Genomic DNA, 21121 nt, shown 5'->3' on the forward strand with positions numbered 1-21121 from the left:
CATTCTTGAATCAGTGAGCTGCGGACGGGAAACGCCCCGTCAGCCTCATGAGGCGGTCAACAGTCCGTCACCGCAAAACGGGATCAACCTGATGAGCCAAGTGACCTTTTACCTGATGAGCGAACAGGATGACGCGCAGGCCTCTGCGGTCGAGCGACTGGCCTGCACTCTTGCGGCCGAGTCGTGGGGGGCGGGCCATATCTACCTGTTCTGCAACGATGAGACCCAGGCTCTGCGCCTCGACGAGCTGTTGTGGCAACTGCCGCCGGAGCGCTTCGTGCCGCACCAGCTGCAAGGCGAAAGCGGCATGGCCCCGGTGGAGATCGGCTATCAACCACCGAAACGGCGCTACGCCCGCCTCATCAATCTGGCCACTGCGACACCTTTGTTTGCAGGACACTTCGCTCAAGTGGTAGATTTTGTCCCCACTGACGAAACACAAAAGCAGCAAGCCCGCGAGCGCTACAAGCACTATCGCCAGGCAGGCCATACCCTCGAAATGAGGGATCAGCCCGTCCTTGCCGCACCGGATCCGGCGCAGCCCTGACTGCAACCAATTGATCCATAAAGAATCAACACCAGACTCCATCCATCCAGATTACGGCGAGACCATGGAAAAGACTTTTAATCACAACGCCATCGAACAGGCGCTCTATCAGCACTGGGAAGCCCAGGGTTACTTCAAGCCCCACGGCGACACCAGCAAAGACTCCTTCTGCATCATGATCCCGCCGCCGAACGTCACCGGCAGCCTGCACATGGGTCACGCCTTCCAGCAAACCCTGATGGATACCCTGATCCGCTACAACCGCATGCAGGGCAAAAACACCCTGTGGCAGGCAGGTACCGACCACGCCGGTATCGCCACCCAGATGGTAGTTGAGCGCAAGATCGCCGCAGAAGAGGGCAAGACTCGCCACGATTACGGCCGTGATGCCTTCATCGACAAGATTTGGCAGTGGAAGGAAGAGTCCGGTGGCACCATCACCCGCCAGATGCGCCGTCTGGGCGACTCCGTGGATTGGGAGCGCGAGCGCTTCACCATGGATGAGGGTCTCTCCGCCGCCGTGCAGGAAGTGTTTGTTCGTCTCTACGAAGATGGCCTGATGTACCGCGGCAAGCGTCTGGTGAACTGGGATCCGAAACTCAACACCGCCATCTCCGATCTGGAAGTGGAGAACCGCGAGATCAAGGGCCACATGTGGCACCTGCGCTATCCGCTGGCCAACGGCGCCAAGACCGCCGAAGGCAAGGATTACCTGATCGTCGCCACCACCCGTCCGGAGACCATGCTGGGCGATACCGCCGTGGCTGTGAACCCGGAAGACCCGCGTTACAAGGCGCTGATCGGCCAGCACATCCTGCTGCCGCTGGTGAACCGTCTGATCCCCATCGTCGCCGACGAACACGCCGATATGGAGAAGGGCACCGGTTGCGTGAAGATCACCCCGGCCCACGACTTCAACGATAACGAAGTGGGCAAGCGCCACAGCCTGCCGATGATCAACATCTTCACTCTGGACGCCCACGTGCGTGCCGAGGCCGAAGTGGTCGATACCAACGGCAACCCGAGCACTGCCTACGACGCCGCCCTGCCGGCCGAGTTCGCCGGTCTGGAGCGCTTCGCCGCCCGCAAGGCGATTCTGGCCAAGCTCGAAGAGCTGGGTCTGCTGGACGAGATCAAGGATCACATACTGCAACAGCCGTACGGCGATCGCGGTGGCGTGCCCATCGAGCCGATGCTGACCGACCAGTGGTACGTGCGCGTGGCTCCGATGGCCAAGACCGCCATCGAGGCGGTGGAAGATGGCCGTATCCAGTTCGTGCCGAAACAGTACGAAAACATGTACTTCTCCTGGATGCGCGACATTCAGGACTGGTGCGTCTCCCGTCAACTGTGGTGGGGTCACCGCATCCCGGCATGGTATGACGACGCAGGCAATGTCTACGTTGGCCGCAGCGAAGATGAAGTGCGCGCCAAGCACAGCATCCCGGCCGTAACCGTACTGCGTCAGGACGAAGACGTGCTCGACACCTGGTTCAGCTCCGCCCTGTGGACCTTCTCCACTCTGGGCTGGCCGAACAACACCGAGGCACTCAAGACCTTCCACCCGACCGACGTGCTGATGAGCGGCTTCGACATCATCTTCTTCTGGATTGCCCGGATGATCATGATGACCATGCACTTCATCAAGGACGAAAACGGCCAGCCGCAAGTCCCGTTCAAGACCGTCTACATCACAGGCCTGATCCGTGACGAAGAGGGCCAGAAGATGTCCAAGTCCAAGGGCAACGTGCTGGACCCCCTCGACATGATCGACGGCATCTCGCTGGAAGATCTGCTGGAGAAGCGCACCGGCAACATGATGCAGCCGCAGATGGCCGAGAAGATTGCCAAGCGTACCGCCAAGCAGTTCCCGGAAGGGATCGATGCCCACGGTACCGACGCCCTGCGCTTCACGCTGGCGGCGCTGGCCTCTACCGGTCGTGACATCAACTGGGACATGAAGCGCCTGGACGGCTACAACAACTTCTGCAACAAGCTGTGGAACGCCTCCCGCTATGTGCTGATGAACACCGAAGATCAGGATTGTGGCTTCAACGGCGGCGAGATGCAGTTCAGTCTGGCGGACCGCTGGATCCAGTCCCAGCTGCAAGTGGCCATCCGTGACTTCCGTACCGCCCTCGATACCTACCGCTTCGACATCGCGGCTGGCGTGCTGTACGAATTTATCTGGAACCAGTTCTGTGACTGGTATCTGGAGCTGACCAAGCCGGTGCTGACCAAGGGTTCCGAGGCCGAGCAGCGCGCTGCCCGCCACACCCTCGTCAGCGTCCTCGAGACCCTGCTGCGTCTGGCACACCCGATCATCCCGTTCATCACCGAGACCATCTGGAAATCGGTCGCGCCGCTGGCTGGCGTACACGCCGACACCATCATGATTCAGGCCTTCCCGGAGTTCGACGCCGCCAAGGTGGACGAAGCCGCGATGGCGGATCAGGAGTGGGTGAAGGAGTTCATCGTCAGCATCCGCAACATCCGCGCCGAGATGAACGTGGCCCCGAGCGTGCCCCTCAACGTGCTGCTCCAGTGCGATGCCAAGGATGCCCAGCGTGCCGCCGACAACGAGGCCTTCCTCAAGTCGCTGGCCCGTCTGGAGTCCATCCGCGTACTGGCGGACGGTGAAACAGCCCCGCTGTCAGTGAAGAAGCTGATCGGTGCCACCGAGCTGATGATCCCGATGGCCGGTCTCATCGACAAGGATGCCGAACTGGCCCGTCTGGCCAAAGAGGTTGCCCGTCTGGTGGGCGAGTGCGGCCGTATCGAAGGCAAACTCGGCAACGAAGCCTTCGTCGCCAAGGCGCCGGAAGCGGTCATCGCCAAAGAGCGCGAGAAGCTGGAAGATTACCGTCTCCAGCTGACCAAGCTGGAAGCCCAGCAGGCCGAGATCGCCGCGCTGTAAGCACCGCCCCAACCGATACAACAAAGCCCCCTGCCAAGGGGGCTTTTTCATATCCGCGCTTCCCACTTCAGCTCACCAGCAACCAGCCGCAAAAACCGAGATAGAGCAGACCGACCAGCGCCAACCGCCCGGCGGTCATGGTTCCCTTTCTGAACCCCCACCAGAGCAAGCCCACTGCCAGCAGCGTCACCAGCGAGGAGGCCATCATGGCACCATCCAGCAACCAGGGGGTGAAGATCAAGCAGAATGCCTTGGGGATAGTGCCCTGGATCATCATGGCCCCGGAGATATTGGCCAGCGCCAGCCGGTTCTTTCCCTGCCGCACCCAGATCAGCACGTTCATCAGCTCCGGCATCTCGGTCGCCACCGGACTCAGCAGCAGGGCCGCCAGCACCGGAGAGAGGCCAAACAGCTCGCCCATGCTCTCCAGCTGATGGACAAACAGCTGGGCCGCCAGCGCTACCACCACCAGCGCAGCCAACGTCTGCAGCAACACCTTGCCAAGGGGCGGGATCCCGGCATCGGGTGCCAATTTGAGGGGCTCCGGCAATTCGACTTCGTGGCTGTCACTCTGTTTCAGCTCGCGCCTTACATAGACGAGGTAGACCAGCAGGAAGAGCGGGGCCAACCAGCTCTTGCCAGTGAAGGCGACCAGCCCCAGCGCGGTCGCCACCAGAAAGATGCCGATAAACCAGCGCTGATCCCGGCCAATCTCGCGCTGCACCTCGCCATCGATGGCCCGTTCGGTACGCCCCATGCAAAGCAGCAGGGTGAGGCCGACTGCCGCATAGCCGATGGTCGCCAACACCAGTGGCCCGCCAAGGGCGGCACCGATGCCGATCTCCTGCTGGGCGGTTGTGTTGCCCATCAGCAGGGCGGTGAGGGTCACGATACACTCGGGCAGGGCTGTGCCCAGTGCCGCCAGCAGCGAACCGGTCGCGCTTTGGGAGAGTTTGAAGTGGTGGCCGGTCCACTCGATGCCGTTGACGAAGTATTCGCAGGCAAGGTAGATGGTGACCGCAGAGACGAGAAATAACAGCAGGGTAATCAACATAATAGATACCGCCAGGCGAGCAGAATAACCGATGGACCCGACATGGCTCGCCCGGCTGGCGTGCATATCGAGGCCAAAGGTCTTGCAGAGCGATAGCGCCTATCGCCGCCCATGCCATGGATGCGAGGATCCAAGAGTGTTGACATGGGCCCAGCCCGGAATGCGGGCGGGTTGCTACTCCCCAATGACTGAGGGGACGTTTTAGCAACTAGAGCGCCGCCTCACAAGGCAAATTAATGACAACTCATTCAATAAGTTGTAAGGGAATGTAACCTCGCCAGCCCCTCCTCCCCGCCGCTATTGCGCTGTTGGCACACCGATTGCTGTAGATAGTTCACTATCCACAACAGTTTGGGAAGGATGAACAATGAAACGGTGGATCCAACATTTCTATCAACTGAACCGCCTCAACTGGCTGATGGTCTGGTTGTTGCTCTGCTGCAGCATCATTCTGCTGTTTCCGGCCGGGCTGATGAAAGGGGCCGTCAGCCAGTGGGCTGCGGATCATGCGGCCTGGCTGGGAGTCGGCATGCTGATCGCCATCTCCTACTTCTGCAGTCAGGGCTTCCTGATCGCCTGGGAGTGGGCGTGCGAAGAGTGGCAGGCGCGCCGTCAGCAGGACCAGCTGGCCCAGATGATCGGCTTCCTAGACTTCAACGAGAAGGCGGTACTGCGCGAGTTCGTGCTGCAGCGTAAAAGCGTCATAAACTTGCCGATCACCGAGCCCGCCGTCAAAAACCTGATGGATGCCGGCGTCCTCACCTACGCCTACGGCAAGCCGACCCGGGAGAAGGATGACGAGAACCAGATCCGCGCCCTGATGATCGCCCTGCCCGCCCGACCGCTGCTCACCTACAAGGTGCTGGGACTGTCGCGCGGCAAGATGAGCGACGAGCAGGTGGAGCAGATCATGAATGCCAGACCCAAGTTCGCCCAGAAGGGGTTCCAGCGCTAACCGCCGCCCAGCCGCCAGATGCAAAAGAGCCGGACACTGTCCGGCTCTCTCGTTTCTGCGCGACGTTCTGTACCATCCCTTGCGTCTTGTTGTGCCCTACCCCTTGAGGCTGGAGCAAAAGCTGACATCGTCCTGCACCGGATCATCGCTCATGCTGTGATAGAGCTCGAAGCAGGGACCATTGCCAAACTCCAGCCCGGCAGCAACGATGTCGCCGATATGTTCCTGCCAACGTGGGCCATACTGACTGCGGTCGGTAATAAGATAACGGGACTGGGCATAACGACCGGCGGGAATAAGCTGGATCTCGACCGCTCCCATCCCCACCGTCCCCGCAGGCACCGTCACCCCGATGTCAGTGCGACACTGGGCTGGCGGAGTCACCTCGGGGTTATCGTGATAGATGAAGATCCACTCCCCACCTTCCAGACCGCGGGCGCTGACCCACTGATGCAGCTGGCTGCAGACGGGGTCATACCCCTCGCCATAGGGGCCGGTGACACGCATATAGGCCAGAGTGCGGGCGTCCATCTCGATGGTTTTCATGGTATTACTCCTTGCTGATGAGTGACCCTCAGCATAAGGATTAGGCAGCACAAGTGCGTGTCCATCCTTGCTCATCAAGTGTCCATTCTTGCTCTTGTCGCGGCGAAACTCTCCCGGCGTGCAACCATAGTAACGGCGAAATACCTTGGCAAACGCCTGGGAGCTGGCGAGCCCCGCCCCCAACGCAATGGCCGTGACACTGGCATCGGAATAGCAGAGCTGCCAAGCAGCCCGCTGGATGCGCAGACGACGACACATCTCCCCGGGCGTCTCCCCCGCCACAGCCGTAAACACCCGGTGAAAATGGTAGAAAGACAAGCAGGCACTGCTTGCCAGCGTTTCAATGGAGAGATCGGGATTCTGCTCCAGCGCTCGGATCACCGGGCGCAATCTGGCCTGATAATCGACCATACCGTTAGCGACTGACGCCCCCCGCGACTCTGGCCATATAGAGCGCATCCACATAACGCCCCTGGCGGAAGGCATAGTCGCGAGCCAGCCCCTCCTGAGTGAAACCGAACTTGCGATAGAGCGCCTGTGCGGCCTCATTGTCGGTATAGACGGTCAGCTCAATCCGGTGCAGGTTGAGCCAGTTATCGGCCAGATCCAGCGCCGCAGCCATCAGGGCAGAGCCAACCCCCTTGCCGGCCCAGTCATCCCGCACTCCCATGCCGATCCCGGCCACATGCTTGCGTCTGGGATTGGGCTCAACCAGCAGCGAGAGCTGGCCTACCAGCAGGCCGTCAACGTCGGCGACCAGTGCCACCACGCTGTCGCTCTCCAACCGCTTCTGCCACTGGCTAAGGGGTGGCATAGGCAGGTGCAAAGTGCCCGCCTGGGCATTAGGCATGGCGTAGAGATCCCGTAAGGCGGGGACATCGGTGGGTTCGGCATGACGGATAGTAATCTGCATATGAGGCTCCTTCTCGAAACCTCCATCATGCAATATCCGGCGCGGTTACACATCCCCCACCTGCAACCATTTGTCTTGCCTATCAAAGGGCGAGGAAAGGCCCATTGGCCGAGCACGGCGCAGATCCGTAGGCTGGCCCCATATCAACAAGGAGAGAAGCCATGACTGACAAGACCCTGCACAGCGCCAACGGCGCCCCCGTCGTCGACAACAACAACAGCCTCACCGCCGGTCCGCGCGGCCCCATCCTGATGCAAGACATCTGGTTGATGGAGAAACTCGCCCACTTCGACCGCGAGCGCATTCCCGAGCGGGTGGTTCACGCTAAGGGCTCAGGCGCCTACGGCACCTTTACCGTGACCCACGACATCAGAGCGTTCAGCAAGGCCGATCTGTTCAGCGCCATCGGCAAGCAGACGCCTGTATTCCTGCGCTTCTCCACCGTGGCCGGTGAGAAGGGCGCCGCCGATGCCGAACGCGATGTGCGCGGCTTCGCCCTCAAGTTCTATACCGAACAGGGCAACTGGGATCTGGTGGGCAACAACACCCCGGTCTTTTTCATCCGCGATCCGCTGAAATTCCCTGACTTCATCCACACCCAGAAGCGGGATCCGCGCACCAACCTGCGCAGCGCCACCGCCGCCTGGGACTTCTGGTCACGCCATCCGGAATCCCTGCATCAGGTCACCATACTGTTCAGCGATCGCGGCATCCCCAAGAGCCTGCGGGAGATGAACGGCTACGGCAGCCACACCTTCAGCTTTATCAACGATGCCAACGAGCGCTTCTGGGTCAAGTTCCACTTCAAGACCGAGCAGGGCCACAGCTTCTACACCGATGAAGAGGCCGCTACCGCTGTCGGGCAAGATCGGGAGACCAGCCAAGCGGATCTGTTCAATGCCATCGAGCGGGGCGACTTCCCGCGCTGGAAGGTCTATGTGCAGGTGATGCCGGAGGCCGAAGCCCAGACTTACAACATCCATCCGTTCGACCTCACCAAGGTGTGGCCGCACAGCGACTACCCGCTGATCCCGGTGGGCGTGCTGGAGCTCAACCAGAACCCGGACAACTACTTCGCCCATGTGGAGCAGGCCGCCTTTACCCCGGCCAACGTGGTGCCCGGTATCGGCTTCTCGCCGGATCGCATGTTGCAAGGGCGGCTCTTCTCCTACGGGGACACCCAGCGCTATCGCCTTGGCGTCAACCACGGTCTGCTGCCGGTCAATGCCCCGCGCTGCCCGTTCCATCACGGTGCCCATCGTGACGGTGCCATGCGGGCAGACAGCAATGGCGGCGCCAGCCCCAACTATCAGCCGAACCGTTTCGGTACCCAGCAGCCGAGCGAACAGCACGAACCGGCGCTGAGTCTGGAAGGGGCCGCCCTGCACTACGACTTCCGTGACTACGACAGCGACTACTACAGCCAGCCGGGCAACCTGTTCCGCATCATGGACGAGGGACAGCGTTCGCGGCTCGCCGCCAACCTGGCCCGCTCCCTTATCAATGTGGAGGATGACGCCATCGTCGCGGCCCAGCTCAAACACTTCGAACAGGCCGACCCCGAGTACGCCAAACGGGTCGAACTGGCACTGGCCGCCTTGCAGCGCTAAGCCGCAAGCAGGCAACATCTGCAAAAACAAAACGGGGGCCTGATGGCCCCCGTTCTCGTGATATTGACGGTGAGAAATAGAAAACGGAGCCCGAGGCTCCGTTTTTCAATGCAGTATCAATCCCTTACGGAACGCGCTTCGCGCTCTTCCCGCTCCCTTGCCAACAAGCGTTTGTACCACCAGCTACTGCGACGACGTTGTGCATTGGAAGAGCGACGAGCCATTTCTTAGGTTCCAGCCAAGAGAAGAAAGGAGCTGCATTATGCGACAGGGATCACGTCCATGTCTTTAGCTGGATCAAGAAAAGCCTCACTGACCCACGGAAATCGTCTTCTGAGCTTTCGCACCACGGGTGGCAGGCAACACCACCGCAGGAGAGCGCCAGGCCAACGGGCCATTGCTCTCGAGGTCGTTCTGCGGGCCGCACTCCAGCCAGATATCTCCCTGCAGAATGCGGGCCCCTTCGGAATATTTCTGATCCGCAAACCAGCAGACCCGCTCGGGCAATGAGCCCAGCGGCAACACCAGCTCGGGACTGGCAGACTCGCCCACCACAGTGGTTTTGGACGCAGCCAGAGCGGGGGTAAGACAGAGGGATGCCAGCAGGCAGAGCAGTACATTTTTCATGAGAGGGATCCTGTTTCGATGGGGGGCACTCTCGAAGAATCGACCAGCCCCGTGGTTTACTTGACTGACAATCATACTGCCTGCTGGCATTGTGGAACCAATATGGTAGCCTGCCAGCGCCTGCGGGCAGTCTCTCGCTGCCACGCGCAAACTTCCGGTGAATTTGTCACGTCCTGACAAAAAAACATAACCTTATTTATCAAATCGTTATTTGGATATTATCCCAATGCGTATTATGCCGTTGCTTCAGGCGGCCTGCCTGAGCCTGATGTTGTCCGCCTGCGTTGCCCCATTGCTGATGATGAGCCCCACCAGCCAGCTGATGTGGGCCCTGCTCAAGCCGCTGGTCGGCTTTGACCCGAACGAGGTCAATCTGTTCGAACAACCCCTGATCAAGGATCGGATGACCGCCATCCTTGGCCCCAACTACGACAGCACCATGCAGTTGCTCAAGACTGCCGACAAGTTACAGCAGGAGGGGCCGCTTTTCTATGTGGTCTCCGAGTATGCGCCGGTGCCGGATATCGCCAAGCAAGCGGGGATGGTGTGGAACTCGCAAACCAACCAGATGTCGGTATTGCTGCAAAAAGGGGATGGCACCACCCTGACCTTCGGCGAAAATCTGGCAGGCACGGCACCGACCTGGCCAACCGCCATGCAGGGCTGGCAGACCCCCACCAGCCAGCTCACCCCGGCGGCCAATGCCCTGACCGGCGCAGCGACCAATCAGAGTGGCGCCTCCCCCGTCTCCCTTGGCAGCGCGCTGGGCACAGTGACCCGCGGCGTCGCCGGCTCGCTGACCAACAGCGCAAGTCAGGCCATCAGCGGCACAGCCGCCAACGCCACAGGGCAGGCCACCCAAACAGTGAGCCAAAGCGCGACCGCACTTACCCGCACAGCAACCACCGCAGTCACTGCACCCGCCAAACAGGCGGTGAGCAGCTCCACCGCCACCGTGACGCAAGAGGCCACCAAGGCCGTTGCCGCTCCTGCCAAGCAAGCCGTCAGCAGCGCTGCTGCGACCGCAACGCAAGAAGCTACCAAGGCCGTTGCCGCTCCGGCCAAACAGGCAGTCAGCAGCGCCGCTGCAACCGCAACGCAAGAAGCCACCAAGGCTGTTGCCGCGCCTGCCAAACAAACTGTCAGCAGCTCAGCTACTACCGTGACGCAGGAGGCCACTAAGGCTGTTGCCGTTCCTGCCAAACAAACTGTCAGCAGTGTCGCTACGACCGTAACGCAGGAAGCCACCAAAGCTGTTGCCGTTCCTGCCAAACAGGCGGTCAGCAGCGCCGCTGCGACCGCGACCCAAGAAGCCACCAAGGCCGTGGCAGCACCCGCCCAGCAGGCCGTCAGTGCCGCATCCCATACGGCCGGAGATAGCATTGCCGATGCCGCGAGAGCGGCGGAAGCCAAGGCTCGCGCCAAGGCAGAGGCAGAGATGGAAGCCCTGCTCAAATAAACCGACAGGCCACCGCAAGGTGGCCTGTTTTTTATCCCGCTACCGGATCATGACGTTATGGAAAAGGCCACATAGACTGTTAGGTAACTACCCGCACAAGGAGTGCATCATGCGTCGTCTGCTCCCTGCTCTCGCTTCTCTCGCCCTGTTTATCGCGCTCCCGGCTCCGGCACTTATCTACTATTCGGAACAGAACATGCCGCTCAATGGCCAGGATAAAAATGGTCAGCCTGTGGGGTTGGCAGTCGAGTTGCTGCGCCTGATGTGGCGTGAAATGGGAGAGCCGGAGCAACCCATCCACTTTCTGCCCTGGGCCCGCGGCTGGTATCTGCTGACCCAGCAGCAAGAGGCCGTGCTGTTTACTACGGCCCATACCAAGGAGCGGGATCCCCACTTCCTCTGGGTCTGCCCCATCAGCCACTCCAGGGTCGCGCTGGTCGGCCGCAAGCAGGATGCCCCCAAAGTGGCCAGCAAAGCGGATCTCGCCAAGCTGCAGATCGGCGTGATGCAGGCGGATGTCGGGGAGCAGTTGCTGCTCAATCGCGGGATCAGCCCGGGCAATATGATGTCGGTGGAGCGGATGGAGCAGGTGGTGCGCCAGCTCATCATGGCGCGCACCGATCTGGTGGCGGGCAACGAGGTGATGTTGCGCCATCAGGCCAAGGAGCTGGGTTTCCCCAGCGAGGATTTTGTCACCGTCGCGATTCTTGAAGAGCAGGACAACTGCTTCGCCTTCAACCTGAGGGCAGACAAGCAGCAGGTTGCCCGCCTGCAACAGGCGCTGGACAAGGTCAGACAGGGGGATGAATACAAGCAGCTGGTGAAGCGCTACCAGTTGCTCAGTATCCTGCCCGAAACCAATCCCCCCATCCCGCGCCTCGAGTAACCCCGGCCCGCCCTATGGTGGGCTCGTTGTATCTCCCATCGATGAAACGGGGGATGCCTCCATCGGCGCCGTAATGAGGTGGTTCAGAAAGAGATTGAACAGCTCGGCCCGCGAGCCGAGCCGCAGCTTGCCATAGAGATGCTTGCGGTGATTCTTCACCGTACCGCTGCCAATCCCGAGCTCCGCGGCAATCGCCTCGGTATCCAATCCCTGCAACAGCAACTCCGCCACCTGCCGCTCGCGCCGGGTGAGCAGATCCCCCCCAACACTCGCCATCGCCTGCTCCACCGCACTCTTGAGGCTGGCGCTGTCTGGCAGTGCAGTGCTCTGGGCCAGCAGTGGCTGACTCTGCCGCCACTGCTGACGACAGAGCGAATGCACCAGCGGGAACAGCTGCTCCAGCCTTGCCTGCTCGTCACGGCTGAGGGTACTGCGCTTGTCGAGTCGCCCCAGAAACAGCATCAGCGTCAGCCCGTCCCGCACCGGCAGGATCAGCCCCACCTCCTCCTGCCAGCCGGTGGCCTGATAGAAGTGGTGGCGATATTCGGGATCGAGCCGCCCTTGGGAGACCTGCGCCAGGGTCCAGACGCCGGCAGGCAAGCCCTGTTCCAGCGCCTGCATAAAGGGATCCTGACTGAAGTGGCTGGTGAGGTAGCGGTCAAACAACAGAGCCCGCTGATGATTGAGGTTGTCGTAGAGGTAGACGGGGCGCTGCCCCACCCCGAGCAGCAGGGCGCAATCAAACGCCACCTGTTGCTGGATCAGCCGCACCAGCGCCGCCGCAAAGGCGCTGCTGTGCAGGGCATCGACCACCTCGGTCATGCTGCGGGTCAAGGCATCTGTGGTGAATGGCTGGGTCATGGTGACACGTTTCCGGTGACAGGGAGCGATTCCCCGCTATGGCTGAATGCTAGCACGAGAGTGGCAAAACTGTCCCTAAGGGGACATATCCGCCACCGGCCAGAACGGCGAGGATGACGGCTTTTCCCCCTGCTGTTGGAGAACCCATGATCAACCCCCACCTGCTCGATGAGCTGACCGAGCGCGGCCTTGTGGCCCAGAATTCCGACCCCGCGGCCCTGGCCGATCATCTTGCCACCCCGCGCACCGTCTATTGCGGGTTCGATCCCACTGCCGGCAGCCTGCATATCGGTCATCTGGTGCCGCTCTTGATGCTGCGCCGCTTCCAACTGGCGGGCCACACCCCGGTGGCTCTGGTGGGCGGGGCGACCGGCCTTATCGGCGATCCCAGCTTCAAGGCGACCGAGCGCAGCCTCAACAGTGCCGATACCGTGCAGGGTTGGGTCGCCAGCCTGTCTGCCCAAATAAGGGCGCTGCTGCCCGCCGATGAGGGCCTGTCGGCCCCGCAACTGGTCAACAATGGCGACTGGATGGGGCAGATGTCCGCCCTCGATTTTCTGCGGGATATCGGCAAGCACTTCTCGGTCAATGCCATGCTGGCGCGGGAATCGGTGCGCCAGCGGCTGGCTCGCCCGGATCAGGGCATCTCGTTCACCGAGTTCTCCTACGCTCTGCTGCAATCCTACGACTTTGCGGTGCTGCACCAGCGGCTCGGTTGCACCCTGCAGATTGGCGGCAACGACCAGTGGGGCAATATCACCAGCGGCATGGATCTCACCCGCCGCCTCCATCAGGCGCAGGTACACGGCATGACCCTGCCCCTTATCACCAAGGCGGACGGCACCAAGTTCGGCAAAACCGAAGGGGGCGCGGTCTGGCTCGATCCGGCGCTCACCTCCCCTTACGCCTTCTACCAGTTCTGGCTCGGCACCGCGGATGAGGATGTCTACCGCTTCCTGCGCTACTACAGCTTTATGTCGCTGAGCGAGATTGATGCACTGGAAGCGGAAGATGCGAAGCGGCAGGGGCGCAAGCAGGCCCAGCAGGTGCTGGCGAACGAGCTGACCGAGCTGGTGCACGGCAAGGCGGCGTTGGCGGCAGTGCAGCGCATCAGCGAGCTGCTGTTTAGCGGCGATGTTGCCCGCCTCGGCGAGAGCGATCTGGCCCAGCTGGCGCAGGATGGCATGCCGAGCAGCACCGTCAGCGGCGAGACGGATCTGGTCAGTCTGCTGGTCAGCTGCGGTCTGGCTAACTCCAGGCGTATCGCCCGCGAACTGCTGGCGGCGGGCGCTATCAGCCTCAATGGTGTGCTCAAGCAGGATGATCAGCTGAGCGCCACTGATCGGCTGTTTGGTCGCTACCTGCTGCTGCGCCGGGGCAAGAAGCAGTATCACCTGGTGGAGTGGCAATAAGCCGCAGGGCGGGGAGCTCAGCTTCCCCGCCCGCACCCTGAACCCCTTTTGAATCCCGAGTTGCGATCCCCCTCACAGCCTCTCCCGTCAGCAGCCACCATACTGGCACCGGCGAACATGGAGTACGCCACACAATCTGTTCCTCACGAATCAACAAGGATGCTGATGATGAAGAGATGGCTTCTGGTGCTGCTCTGCACCCTGCCCATGCTGGCACACGCCAGCGGATACACCCAGACCCGCTACCCCATAGTGCTGGTGCACGGCCTGTTCGGCTTCGACAAGCTGCTCGGGGTCGATTACTTCTACGGCATTCCCCAGGCCCTGAGCCGGGATGGTGCCAAAGTCTACGTGGCTCAGGTGTCGGCCACCGCCAGTTCGGAGCAACGGGGCGAACAGCTGCTCGCCCAAGTTGAGCTGCTGCTGGCGGCCACCGGCGCCGAGAAGGTCAACCTGATCGGCCACTCCCACGGCGGCCCTACCATCCGCTATGTCGCCTCGGTCGCCCCCGAGCTGGTTGCCTCCGCCACCAGCGTCGGCGGGGTCAACTATGGCTCCGAGATTGCCGATCTGGTGCGGGCCAATGCCGCCCCCGGCAGCGCCGCCGAGAAGCTGGCGGCCGCTGCGGCCCACGCCCTCTCCGGCATGATTTCACTGCTCTCGGGCGGGAGCCAGCTACCGCAAGATCCGGTCGCAGCCCTCGATGCCCTCACCAGCAAGGGGGCCAGCCAGTTCAACCAGCGCTACCCGGAGGGGCTGCCCAGCCGCTATTGCGGCGAGGGGCCGATGCAGGCCAGCAACGGCGTCTACTACTTCTCCTGGAGCGGACGCGGCAACCTGACCAATCTGCTGGATCCGGTGGATCCGGCGCTGGCGCTGACCGGCGCCTTCTTCAAGGAGCCCAATGACGGACTGGTCGGGGTCTGCAGCAGCCACCTCGGCAAGGTGATCGGCACCGGCTACCGGATGAACCATCTGGACGAAGTGAACCAGTCCTTCGGCATCCACCATCTGTTCGAGACCGATCCGGTCACCCTCTATCGCCAGCATGCGAACCGACTCAAGGAGCTGGGACTATGAAGATAGCCACCCTGCTCGTCGTGCCCTGCGCCATCACCCTGCTGCTTGGCGGGGTATTGCTCTGGCCCACGGCACCGACGGCAGACTCATCAACAGATCAAGCCAATCAGCATGCACAGAGCCACCCGCACGCTCCCGAGCAGGAGGCCGCCGATGCCCTGCAGGCGCGCTATCGCACCTTTGTCTCCGCCCAGAGCAGCCTGACGGTGCCCACCGAGATCTCCCTCGCCAGCCTGCAGATCCTGTTTGACGAGCGGGAGCAGCTGCGCCAGCAGAGCTTTACCCCGGCCGAGCAGGCCCAGCTGTTTGCCGAGGATCGGCTGATGGAGCAGCTGACCCTGCGCCGCAGGGCGCTGGCGGAGGCGAGAGACAGCGACAAGTCGCAGCTGGCCAGCGAGCTGGATCTCTGGCTGGCGGAGCAACCGGACTGGTTTCGCGAGGCGGAGGCCAACAGCCGCCTGCTTGAGGAGTTGCAAGAGCTGGCGCAGATGGACCCGGCCAAACGGGAGGCTCTGCTGCTGGAGATAGGGGGGCCGGAAGCGGTGGATCGGATGCGCCAGCTGGAGCAGAACCGGCAAGGGTTCGAGAAGCAGCTCAGCGGCTTTCTGGCCGAGCTCAGGCAACTGCCGAACGAGGCCCGGGCCGAACAGCAGCAGGAGCTGCTGGCACGCTGGTTCGAGCCCGGACAGTGGCGCCGGGTCGAGGCACTCACCCGGCTCAAACTGGGGGAGCCACAAGCCGAATGAGAAGGGGGCCCGTGATGGGCCCCCTTGCTATTACGCTTATTGCGGCTTGTTGGCACCCGGCAGCGGCTGCCAGGTGAGGCGGGTCACCTGAGTGCCCTGCACCTCGCACTTGAGGCTCAGCTCCTGCCACCCCTTCTCCTGACGCAGGGAGACCTCCCCCTCGATCCCCTGCTCGCCAATCTTCAGCTTATCCTGCTCGAAGATCACCTTGTCGCCATGGGCGAGATCCATCAGTTTGCCGTTGCATAGCCAGTGAGCGAGATCCGCCCCCTTCAGCTTGACGCCACCCTTGGCCGCCTTCTGTTCGGCCGCGCTCACCACAAACAGCTTGCTCAGCTCGGCGGCCCGCTTGGTGAGCCACTCCTGACGCTGCTGCATGCTCATCTTGCTGACGAACTCGGCGGGCTGCCCCTTCTCGTCCAGCCATTGGGTCAGCTTGCCGCTGTCATCAAAGGCAAACTGGGCGGCGGGCTCTTTGACCCCGAACAGCTTGCCGCCCTTGAAGTAGTAGCGGCTCTCCCCTTCCAGCTTGCCCAGCTCGTTCATGATGGGCACGGCGATGATGACGGGGGCGCCATCGATCCAGGCCTTGATATCGACGCCGTCATGGCTGAATTGACGGGTATCGAGGGCGCTCTCGGCCCCCTTCTCCATCAGGGTAAACTGCTCAGCGAGAGAAGCGGCCAGAGAAGGGAGGGAGCAGAATCCCAGGGTCAGCGCGATCGCTGTGTTGCGCATTGAGTTGTACATAGCACTCCTGTGATGGGCCATCCGGCCCGTGGTTAACTCTCTGTCAGCCAGGCCCGCAGCCCTTCCCGGTGAGCATCGCTCAGGGGCAGGGATTGGCGGGCCCGGTAGTCAAAATGGATCAGGGTCGTTTCGGCGGTGACGGCCAGTTCGCCGCCCTGCCAGGCCTCCTGCCAGACCGTAAATGAGCTGGTGCCAATGCGGCGCACGCCGGTCTTGATGGTGACCGGCTGGCCGTAGAACAGCTCCCGTTTGAACTGCACCGTATAGCCCGCGATGATCAGGTGCCAGTTATGCACATCCAGATCGGGGGAGAAGATCCGGAACAGGGGATCCCGCGCCGATTCGAACCAGACCGCCGGCACCGTATTGTTGATATGGCCGAGGGCATCCGTCTCCTGAAAGCGGGGTTGGATCTGCATTTCCAGCATGGGTTGACTCCTTGTCTCTTTGTTTCTGTCCTTGTCCTGTTGATTGGACATCAGTGGCCAATGGGGTGGCTGCCGGGCATCACCAGCGGATCAGCATGTTACATGATACTGCTGGGCCAAGGACAGGGATGCCCACGACCCTGCGCGACCGGCCAGCGGGTGTCGCAGCACGGCGGATTGTTGGGCTGCACAGAAAAGCGGGCAGTAAAAAGCCCCGCACATCTTGGCTGTGCGGGGCGGGTACAGATAACCAAACGGCTTGGGGACTAGCCGAGCAGATCGAAGCGATCCGCATTCATCACCTTGTTCCAGGCGGTGATGAAGTCACAGACAAACTTCTCCTTGTTGTCATCCTGGGCATAGACCTCGGCATAAGCGCGCAGCACCGAATTGGAGCCGAACACCAGATCCACCCGGGTGGCCGTCCACTTCAGCGTGCCGCTGCGGCGATCGCGGATCTCGAAGAGATTGCTCGCTTTCGGCAGCCACTGGTAGCCCATGTCAGTCAGGTTGACGAAGAAGTCGTTGCTGAGTACCCCGACCCGATCGGTAAAGACCCCGTGCCCGGTACCGCCGTGGTTGGTGCCGAGCACCCGCATCCCGCCGACCAGCGCCGTCATCTCGCAGGCGGTGAGCCCCATCAGCTGGGCGCGATCCAGCAGCAGCTCCTCCGCCGTCACTACATAGTCCTGCTTCAGCCAGTTGCGGAAGCCGTCGGCCAACGGCTCCAGCACCTCGAACGAGGCCACATCGGTCTGGGCCTGAGTGGCGTCCCCCCGGCCCAGCGCAAACGGCACGCTCACCGTCACCCCGGCGGCCTGCGCAGCCTGCTCGATGGCGAGGTTGCCCCCCAGCACGATGAGATCCGCGACGCTGACGCCACACTCGGCCGCCAGCTTGTCATAGACCGCCAACACCTTCGCCAGCCGCACCGGTTCATTGCCCGGCCAATCCTTCTGCGGCGCCAGCCGGATGCGGGCACCGTTGGCACCGCCCCGCTTATCAGAGCCACGGAAGGTACGGGCGCTATCCCAGGCGGTACTCACCCGCTCGCTGATGGAGAGGCCGCTGGCGGCGATCCTGGCCTTCACCGCCGCCACGTCATAATCGGCGCGTCCGGCTGGCACCGGATCCTGCCAGATCAGATCTTCTGTCGGCACATAGGGGCCGACATAGCGGCTCTTCGGCCCCATATCCCTGTGGGTCAGCTTGAACCAGGCGCGGGCGAAGGCGTCGGAGAAGGCCGCCGGATCATCGCGGAAGCGCTCGGCAATCTTGCGGTACTCGGGGTCGAATTTGAGCGCCATGTCGGCATCCGTCATCATGGGTTTGCAGCGGATCGACGGATCTTCCACATCCACCGGCATATCCTCTTCGGCGATATTGATCGGTTCCCACTGATGGGCCCCCGCCGGTGACTTCTGCAACCACCAGTCGTACTTGAACAGCAGCTCGAAGTAGCCGTTGTCCCATTGGGTCGGGTGGGTGGTCCAGGCCCCCTCGATGCCGCTGGTCACAGTGTTGCGGCCGATGCCGCGGCTGTGGTGATTGATCCAGCCGAGCCCCTGCTCCTCGAGGCTGGCCCCTTCCGGCTCGGGCCCAAGCTGTTTGGCATCGCCGTTGCCGTGAGCCTTGCCGACGGTGTGGCCACCGGCGGTCAACGCCACCGTCTCTTCATCATCCATCGCCATGCGAGCGAAGGTGACCCGCATATCCTGCGCGGTTTTCAGGGGATCGGGCTTGCCATCCACCCCTTCCGGGTTGACGTAGATAAGCCCCATCATCACCGCCGCCAGCGGGTTTTCCAGATCCCGCTCGCCGGAGTAACGACCGCCCGGCTTGCCGCTGGGCGCCAGCCACTCTTTCTCCGATCCCCAGTAGATATCCTTCTCCGGGTGCCAGATATCCTCGCGGCCAAAGGCGAAGCCAAAGGTCTTGAGCCCCATGGACTCATAGGCCACGGTGCCCGCCAGAATGATCAGGTCGGCCCAGCTGATCTTGTTGCCGTACTTCTTCTTGATGGGCCACAGCAGGCGACGGGCCTTGTCGAGGTTGGCGTTATCCGGCCAGGAGTTGAGGGGGGCGAAACGCTGGTTGCCGCTGCCACCGCCGCCCCGGCCATCGGCGATACGGTAAGTCCCGGCCGAGTGCCAGGCCATGCGGATCATCAGGCCGCCGTAGTGGCCCCAGTCGGCGGGCCACCACTCCTGACTGTCGGTCATCAGGGCGGTCACATCCTGCTTGAGGGCCGCCATATCGAGCCCCTTCAAGGCTTCCCGATAGTTGAAACCGGCCCCCAGCGGATTGGTCTTGGTATCGTGTTGGTGAAGAATGTCGAGGTTGAGGCTCTTCGGCCACCACTCCATTCTGGACGTCTCGACGGAAGTGGTTCCCCCGTGCATGACCGGGCATTTTCCTGCGGAACTGTCTGAATTGTTGCTCATCGTTTTCCTCATTTGCTCTGCTGTCCATAACCTGAAACAGCATGGCACAGAGGCGTGACACAAACTGTGCAGCAGCGGCCGATTTACGGATCTTTCACGCAAGCGGCCACGGAGCACTCGTCGGCCGCGACAGAAATTGGACGAACTATGGCGCCTCTGCGGGCTGATGGGGCGGCTCGGGCCGCAGCCAGGCACTGCGAAAATCGAACCAGCCGAGCGCCGTCATCCGCACCCCGTGCACGCCGACCCGGCTCTCCAGCTCCAGCCAGTGGTGAAACAGCGGCACAAACCAGCTCTGCTGCTGCACAGTTGCCAGCAGAGCGCGGGGGCCGGGCTCCTCACCGCTGGCGCGCCACTGCATCAACCCCTGCCACAACTCATGCTGACTGCTCCACACCTTGCGCAGCAACGGGGTCCCCTGCAACCAGGCGTAGGGGGCAAAGGGGCCGGCATGTTCGAGGTTGAGGGTGCCGAGCCAGAGATCCACATCCTCATCCTCGCCGCTCACCCAGCGACCGTAATCGAGGGTGCGTACCTCCAGCCGGATCCCCTGTTCGGCCAGCAGGCTGCTCATGGCGTTGGCGCACTCGTTGAATTCCAGATGCTGGTTGAAGCAGGCGAGCACCAGTCTTCCCGGCAACTGCGCCGGTGTGGGCAAGGGCGCGGGCAGCGCTTCGCGCCAGTGGGGCAGCAGGCCGAGGGCGCTGGTCCAGCCCCGTTGCAACTCGGGGGCGACCCGCCCCATCAGAGCCACCGGATTGAGCAGTTGGCCGAGCCACTGGCGCAGAGCGGGATCCTGCAAGGATCCGGAACGATCGTCCTGCAGCAGGAAGTAGCAGCCCGACTCCAGCTCCGATTCGCCGCGCATGGTGCCGAGCTCAGGGCTGTCGCGTCCCAGCTGCAGGTGGGTCTCCAATCGCTCCGCCAGCTCCGGCAGCATCCAGATATCGATCTCGTCGAGCAGGGCCCGCAGGCCGAAGTAGTCATCAAACGCCGCAAGGCAAAGATGCAGGGGATCGTTGGCGGCCACCCGGTAGGGGCCGGTGCCCACAGGTTGCAGAGCAAAGCCCGCCTCCCCCTTGAGCTCCCGCGGCAAAATGGTCGCCACCGACTCCGCCAGCAGGTGGGGCAGCCAGGGATCCGGGCTGTCGAGATAGAGATCCAGGGTGCGCGGCCAGGGGCTCTCCAGCCGATCCAGATGGGCGAACAGCGGGCGATCCCGCAGGGCCAGCAGACTCTCCATCACATCTTCCACCACCAGCTCGCGACCGTGGTGAAAGCGCACCGCCGGGCGCAGGTAGAAACGCCAATGGCAAGGGCCCAGACACTCCCAGTGGTGGGCCAGATCCCCTTCGATTTCCCCATTTTCCTCATTTCGCCGGGTAAGGCCGTTGAAGATCTGGCGGCTCAGGTGAATTTCGGAGCGGCGCATCGGGCCGGTGGGCAGCAACTGCGGCAACGGCCGGTAGTATGGCACCCGCAGGATCTGGCGCCCCTCGCGGGTGGCCTGACCGAGCTGTTCGATCAACAGCGGAGTGAGCAGATCGAGGCGATCTTCGGCCAGCCGCACCGCCTGCGCCAGCTGGCCCTGGCTGAGCAGATCCCGCAAGCGGCGCCGGGTCAGGCTCTCCTGACTGTCGAGCAGGGTGAGTCGGGAGCGCCGCCCCCGCCCCGCTTCCGCCGACCAGCTGAGCCAGCCCTGATCCTGCATCCGCCGCAGCAGCAGGCGGGCGTTGCGCGGGGTGCAGCAGAGCAGATCCGCCACCTCGGCGAGGCTGATCTCCCGCTCGTCGCTGCCAAGCAGCTGGGCGAGTCGTTGAAATTGCTGGTAGAGGCGACCGGTCGGCATAAAAGAGGAAATCCCGTTGCTGTAATTCATCAGTTTT

Annotated in this window: 18 protein-coding genes and 1 riboswitch; of the genes, 9 read left to right on the plus strand and 9 right to left on the minus strand. The window is 62.4% G+C overall.

Features of this window, described 5'->3' with window-relative positions; translation table 11 throughout:
- Positions 1-91 precede the first annotated feature (91 nt).
- Positions 92-547, plus strand: coding sequence for a DNA polymerase III subunit chi (locus I6L47_RS12400; protein WP_021231806.1), 456 nt, complete (start codon positions 92-94; stop codon positions 545-547).
- Between the two features lie 64 nt (positions 548-611).
- Positions 612-3464, plus strand: coding sequence for a valine--tRNA ligase (locus tag I6L47_RS12405; RefSeq protein WP_216947522.1), 2853 nt, complete (start codon positions 612-614; stop codon positions 3462-3464).
- 67 nt (positions 3465-3531) lie between these two features.
- Here I6L47_RS12405 and I6L47_RS12410 read toward each other — a convergent pair whose 3' ends face one another.
- Entirely contained in the window at positions 3532-4518 is a 987-nt protein-coding gene (locus tag I6L47_RS12410; protein WP_042053581.1) for a sodium:calcium antiporter, read from the minus strand.
- A gap of 88 nt (positions 4519-4606) precedes the next feature.
- A riboswitch (yybP-ykoY riboswitch) is annotated at positions 4607-4713 on the minus strand.
- Positions 4714-4885: 172 nt separating this feature from the next.
- On the opposite strand from I6L47_RS12410, the gene I6L47_RS12415 reads away from it, so the two are divergent.
- The gene (locus I6L47_RS12415) at positions 4886-5473 is read left to right on the plus strand and encodes a superinfection exclusion B family protein (protein ID WP_005336432.1); all 588 of its coding nucleotides are present in this window, start codon (positions 4886-4888) and stop codon (positions 5471-5473) included.
- A 96-nt stretch (positions 5474-5569) separates the two neighbouring features.
- On the opposite strand, the gene I6L47_RS12420 is transcribed toward I6L47_RS12415, so the two are convergent.
- Together I6L47_RS12420 and I6L47_RS12425 are read right to left on the minus strand one after the other, a co-directional pair.
- Positions 5570-6430 (minus strand): GyrI-like domain-containing protein, encoded by an 861-nt coding sequence (locus I6L47_RS12420; protein WP_216949353.1) that lies wholly within the window; start codon positions 6428-6430, stop codon positions 5570-5572.
- Positions 6431-6434: 4 nt separating this feature from the next.
- Positions 6435-6932 (minus strand): GNAT family N-acetyltransferase, encoded by a 498-nt coding sequence (locus tag I6L47_RS12425; RefSeq protein WP_216947523.1) that lies wholly within the window; start codon positions 6930-6932, stop codon positions 6435-6437.
- 161 nt (positions 6933-7093) lie between these two features.
- Between I6L47_RS12425 and I6L47_RS12430 the strand changes: the two genes are divergently transcribed.
- Positions 7094-8542, plus strand: a complete 1449-nt coding sequence (locus I6L47_RS12430) for a catalase (RefSeq protein ID WP_005336438.1) — start codon at positions 7094-7096, stop codon at positions 8540-8542.
- 309 nt (positions 8543-8851) lie between these two features.
- On the opposite strand, the gene I6L47_RS12435 is transcribed toward I6L47_RS12430, so the two are convergent.
- Positions 8852-9169, minus strand: coding sequence for a YnjH family protein (locus I6L47_RS12435; RefSeq protein ID WP_216947524.1), 318 nt, complete (start codon positions 9167-9169; stop codon positions 8852-8854).
- A gap of 226 nt (positions 9170-9395) precedes the next feature.
- Here I6L47_RS12435 and I6L47_RS12440 point away from each other — a divergent pair, with 226 nt between their 5' ends.
- Both I6L47_RS12440 and I6L47_RS12445 read left to right on the plus strand, forming a co-directional pair.
- Entirely contained in the window at positions 9396-10628 is a 1233-nt protein-coding gene (locus tag I6L47_RS12440) for a hypothetical protein (RefSeq protein WP_216947525.1), read from the plus strand.
- A 109-nt stretch (positions 10629-10737) separates the two neighbouring features.
- Complete coding sequence (locus I6L47_RS12445; protein ID WP_043821827.1) at positions 10738-11514, plus strand: ABC transporter substrate-binding protein; 777 nt, start codon at positions 10738-10740, stop codon at positions 11512-11514.
- A gap of 12 nt (positions 11515-11526) precedes the next feature.
- Here I6L47_RS12445 and I6L47_RS12450 read toward each other — a convergent pair whose 3' ends face one another.
- Positions 11527-12375: a response regulator transcription factor gene (locus I6L47_RS12450; RefSeq protein WP_216947526.1), complete on the minus strand. Its 849-nt coding sequence runs from the start codon at positions 12373-12375 to the stop codon at positions 11527-11529.
- A 146-nt stretch (positions 12376-12521) separates the two neighbouring features.
- Here I6L47_RS12450 and tyrS point away from each other — a divergent pair, with 146 nt between their 5' ends.
- From tyrS to I6L47_RS12465, 3 genes are all read left to right on the plus strand, one after another.
- Positions 12522-13787: a tyrosine--tRNA ligase gene (gene tyrS, locus I6L47_RS12455; RefSeq protein ID WP_216947527.1), complete on the plus strand. Its 1266-nt coding sequence runs from the start codon at positions 12522-12524 to the stop codon at positions 13785-13787.
- A gap of 168 nt (positions 13788-13955) precedes the next feature.
- Positions 13956-14867, plus strand: a complete 912-nt coding sequence (locus tag I6L47_RS12460) for a triacylglycerol lipase (RefSeq protein ID WP_136501650.1) — start codon at positions 13956-13958, stop codon at positions 14865-14867.
- Complete coding sequence (locus tag I6L47_RS12465) at positions 14864-15613, plus strand: lipase secretion chaperone (protein ID WP_216947528.1); 750 nt, start codon at positions 14864-14866, stop codon at positions 15611-15613. The genes I6L47_RS12460 and I6L47_RS12465 overlap by 4 nt, the downstream gene beginning before the upstream one ends.
- A 36-nt stretch (positions 15614-15649) precedes the next feature.
- Here I6L47_RS12465 and I6L47_RS12470 read toward each other — a convergent pair whose 3' ends face one another.
- From I6L47_RS12470 to sgrR, 4 genes are all read right to left on the minus strand, one after another.
- The gene (locus I6L47_RS12470; RefSeq protein ID WP_042081272.1) at positions 15650-16351 is read right to left on the minus strand and encodes a hypothetical protein; all 702 of its coding nucleotides are present in this window, start codon (positions 16349-16351) and stop codon (positions 15650-15652) included.
- Positions 16352-16395: 44 nt separating this feature from the next.
- On the minus strand, positions 16396-16791 hold the full coding sequence (locus I6L47_RS12475) for a thioesterase family protein (protein WP_005336457.1): 396 nt from the start codon (positions 16789-16791) through the stop codon (positions 16396-16398).
- 266 nt (positions 16792-17057) lie between these two features.
- Positions 17058-19235: a catalase/peroxidase HPI gene (katG, locus tag I6L47_RS12480; protein ID WP_216947529.1), complete on the minus strand. Its 2178-nt coding sequence runs from the start codon at positions 19233-19235 to the stop codon at positions 17058-17060.
- A gap of 145 nt (positions 19236-19380) precedes the next feature.
- On the minus strand, positions 19381-21084 hold the full coding sequence (gene sgrR / locus I6L47_RS12485; RefSeq protein ID WP_216949354.1) for an HTH-type transcriptional regulator SgrR: 1704 nt from the start codon (positions 21082-21084) through the stop codon (positions 19381-19383).
- Positions 21085-21121: the final 37 nt, after the last annotated feature.

It is taken from the genome of Aeromonas sp. FDAARGOS 1417 (genome assembly GCF_019046985.1).
Taxonomy (GTDB): Bacteria; Pseudomonadota; Gammaproteobacteria; order Enterobacterales; family Aeromonadaceae; genus Aeromonas; species Aeromonas veronii.

Bases quoted from the DNA above. Each gene is read 5' to 3' on its own strand.
- I6L47_RS12405 (WP_216947522.1), top strand. From the start codon at position 612: ATGGAAAAGACTTTTAATCACAACGCCATCGAACAGGCGCTCTATCAG.
- I6L47_RS12425 (WP_216947523.1), bottom strand. From the start codon at position 6,932: ATGCAGATTACTATCCGTCATGCCGAACCCACCGATGTCCCCGCCTTA.
- I6L47_RS12470 (WP_042081272.1), bottom strand. From the start codon at position 16,351: ATGCGCAACACAGCGATCGCGCTGACCCTGGGATTCTGCTCCCTCCCT.
- I6L47_RS12445 (WP_043821827.1), top strand. From the start codon at position 10,738: ATGCGTCGTCTGCTCCCTGCTCTCGCTTCTCTCGCCCTGTTTATCGCG.
- tyrS (WP_216947527.1), top strand. From the start codon at position 12,522: ATGATCAACCCCCACCTGCTCGATGAGCTGACCGAGCGCGGCCTTGTG.
- I6L47_RS12435 (WP_216947524.1), bottom strand. From the start codon at position 9,169: ATGAAAAATGTACTGCTCTGCCTGCTGGCATCCCTCTGTCTTACCCCC.
- I6L47_RS12400 (WP_021231806.1), top strand. From the start codon at position 92: ATGAGCCAAGTGACCTTTTACCTGATGAGCGAACAGGATGACGCGCAG.
- I6L47_RS12460 (WP_136501650.1), top strand. From the start codon at position 13,956: ATGAAGAGATGGCTTCTGGTGCTGCTCTGCACCCTGCCCATGCTGGCA.
- I6L47_RS12415 (WP_005336432.1), top strand. From the start codon at position 4,886: ATGAAACGGTGGATCCAACATTTCTATCAACTGAACCGCCTCAACTGG.
- I6L47_RS12475 (WP_005336457.1), bottom strand. From the start codon at position 16,791: ATGCTGGAAATGCAGATCCAACCCCGCTTTCAGGAGACGGATGCCCTC.
- I6L47_RS12410 (WP_042053581.1), bottom strand. From the start codon at position 4,518: ATGTTGATTACCCTGCTGTTATTTCTCGTCTCTGCGGTCACCATCTAC.
- I6L47_RS12430 (WP_005336438.1), top strand. From the start codon at position 7,094: ATGACTGACAAGACCCTGCACAGCGCCAACGGCGCCCCCGTCGTCGAC.
- I6L47_RS12450 (WP_216947526.1), bottom strand. From the start codon at position 12,375: ATGACCCAGCCATTCACCACAGATGCCTTGACCCGCAGCATGACCGAG.
- I6L47_RS12420 (WP_216949353.1), bottom strand. From the start codon at position 6,430: ATGGTCGATTATCAGGCCAGATTGCGCCCGGTGATCCGAGCGCTGGAG.
- sgrR (WP_216949354.1), bottom strand. From the start codon at position 21,084: ATGCCGACCGGTCGCCTCTACCAGCAATTTCAACGACTCGCCCAGCTG.
- I6L47_RS12440 (WP_216947525.1), top strand. From the start codon at position 9,396: ATGCGTATTATGCCGTTGCTTCAGGCGGCCTGCCTGAGCCTGATGTTG.
- katG (WP_216947529.1), bottom strand. From the start codon at position 19,235: ATGAGCAACAATTCAGACAGTTCCGCAGGAAAATGCCCGGTCATGCAC.
- I6L47_RS12465 (WP_216947528.1), top strand. From the start codon at position 14,864: ATGAAGATAGCCACCCTGCTCGTCGTGCCCTGCGCCATCACCCTGCTG.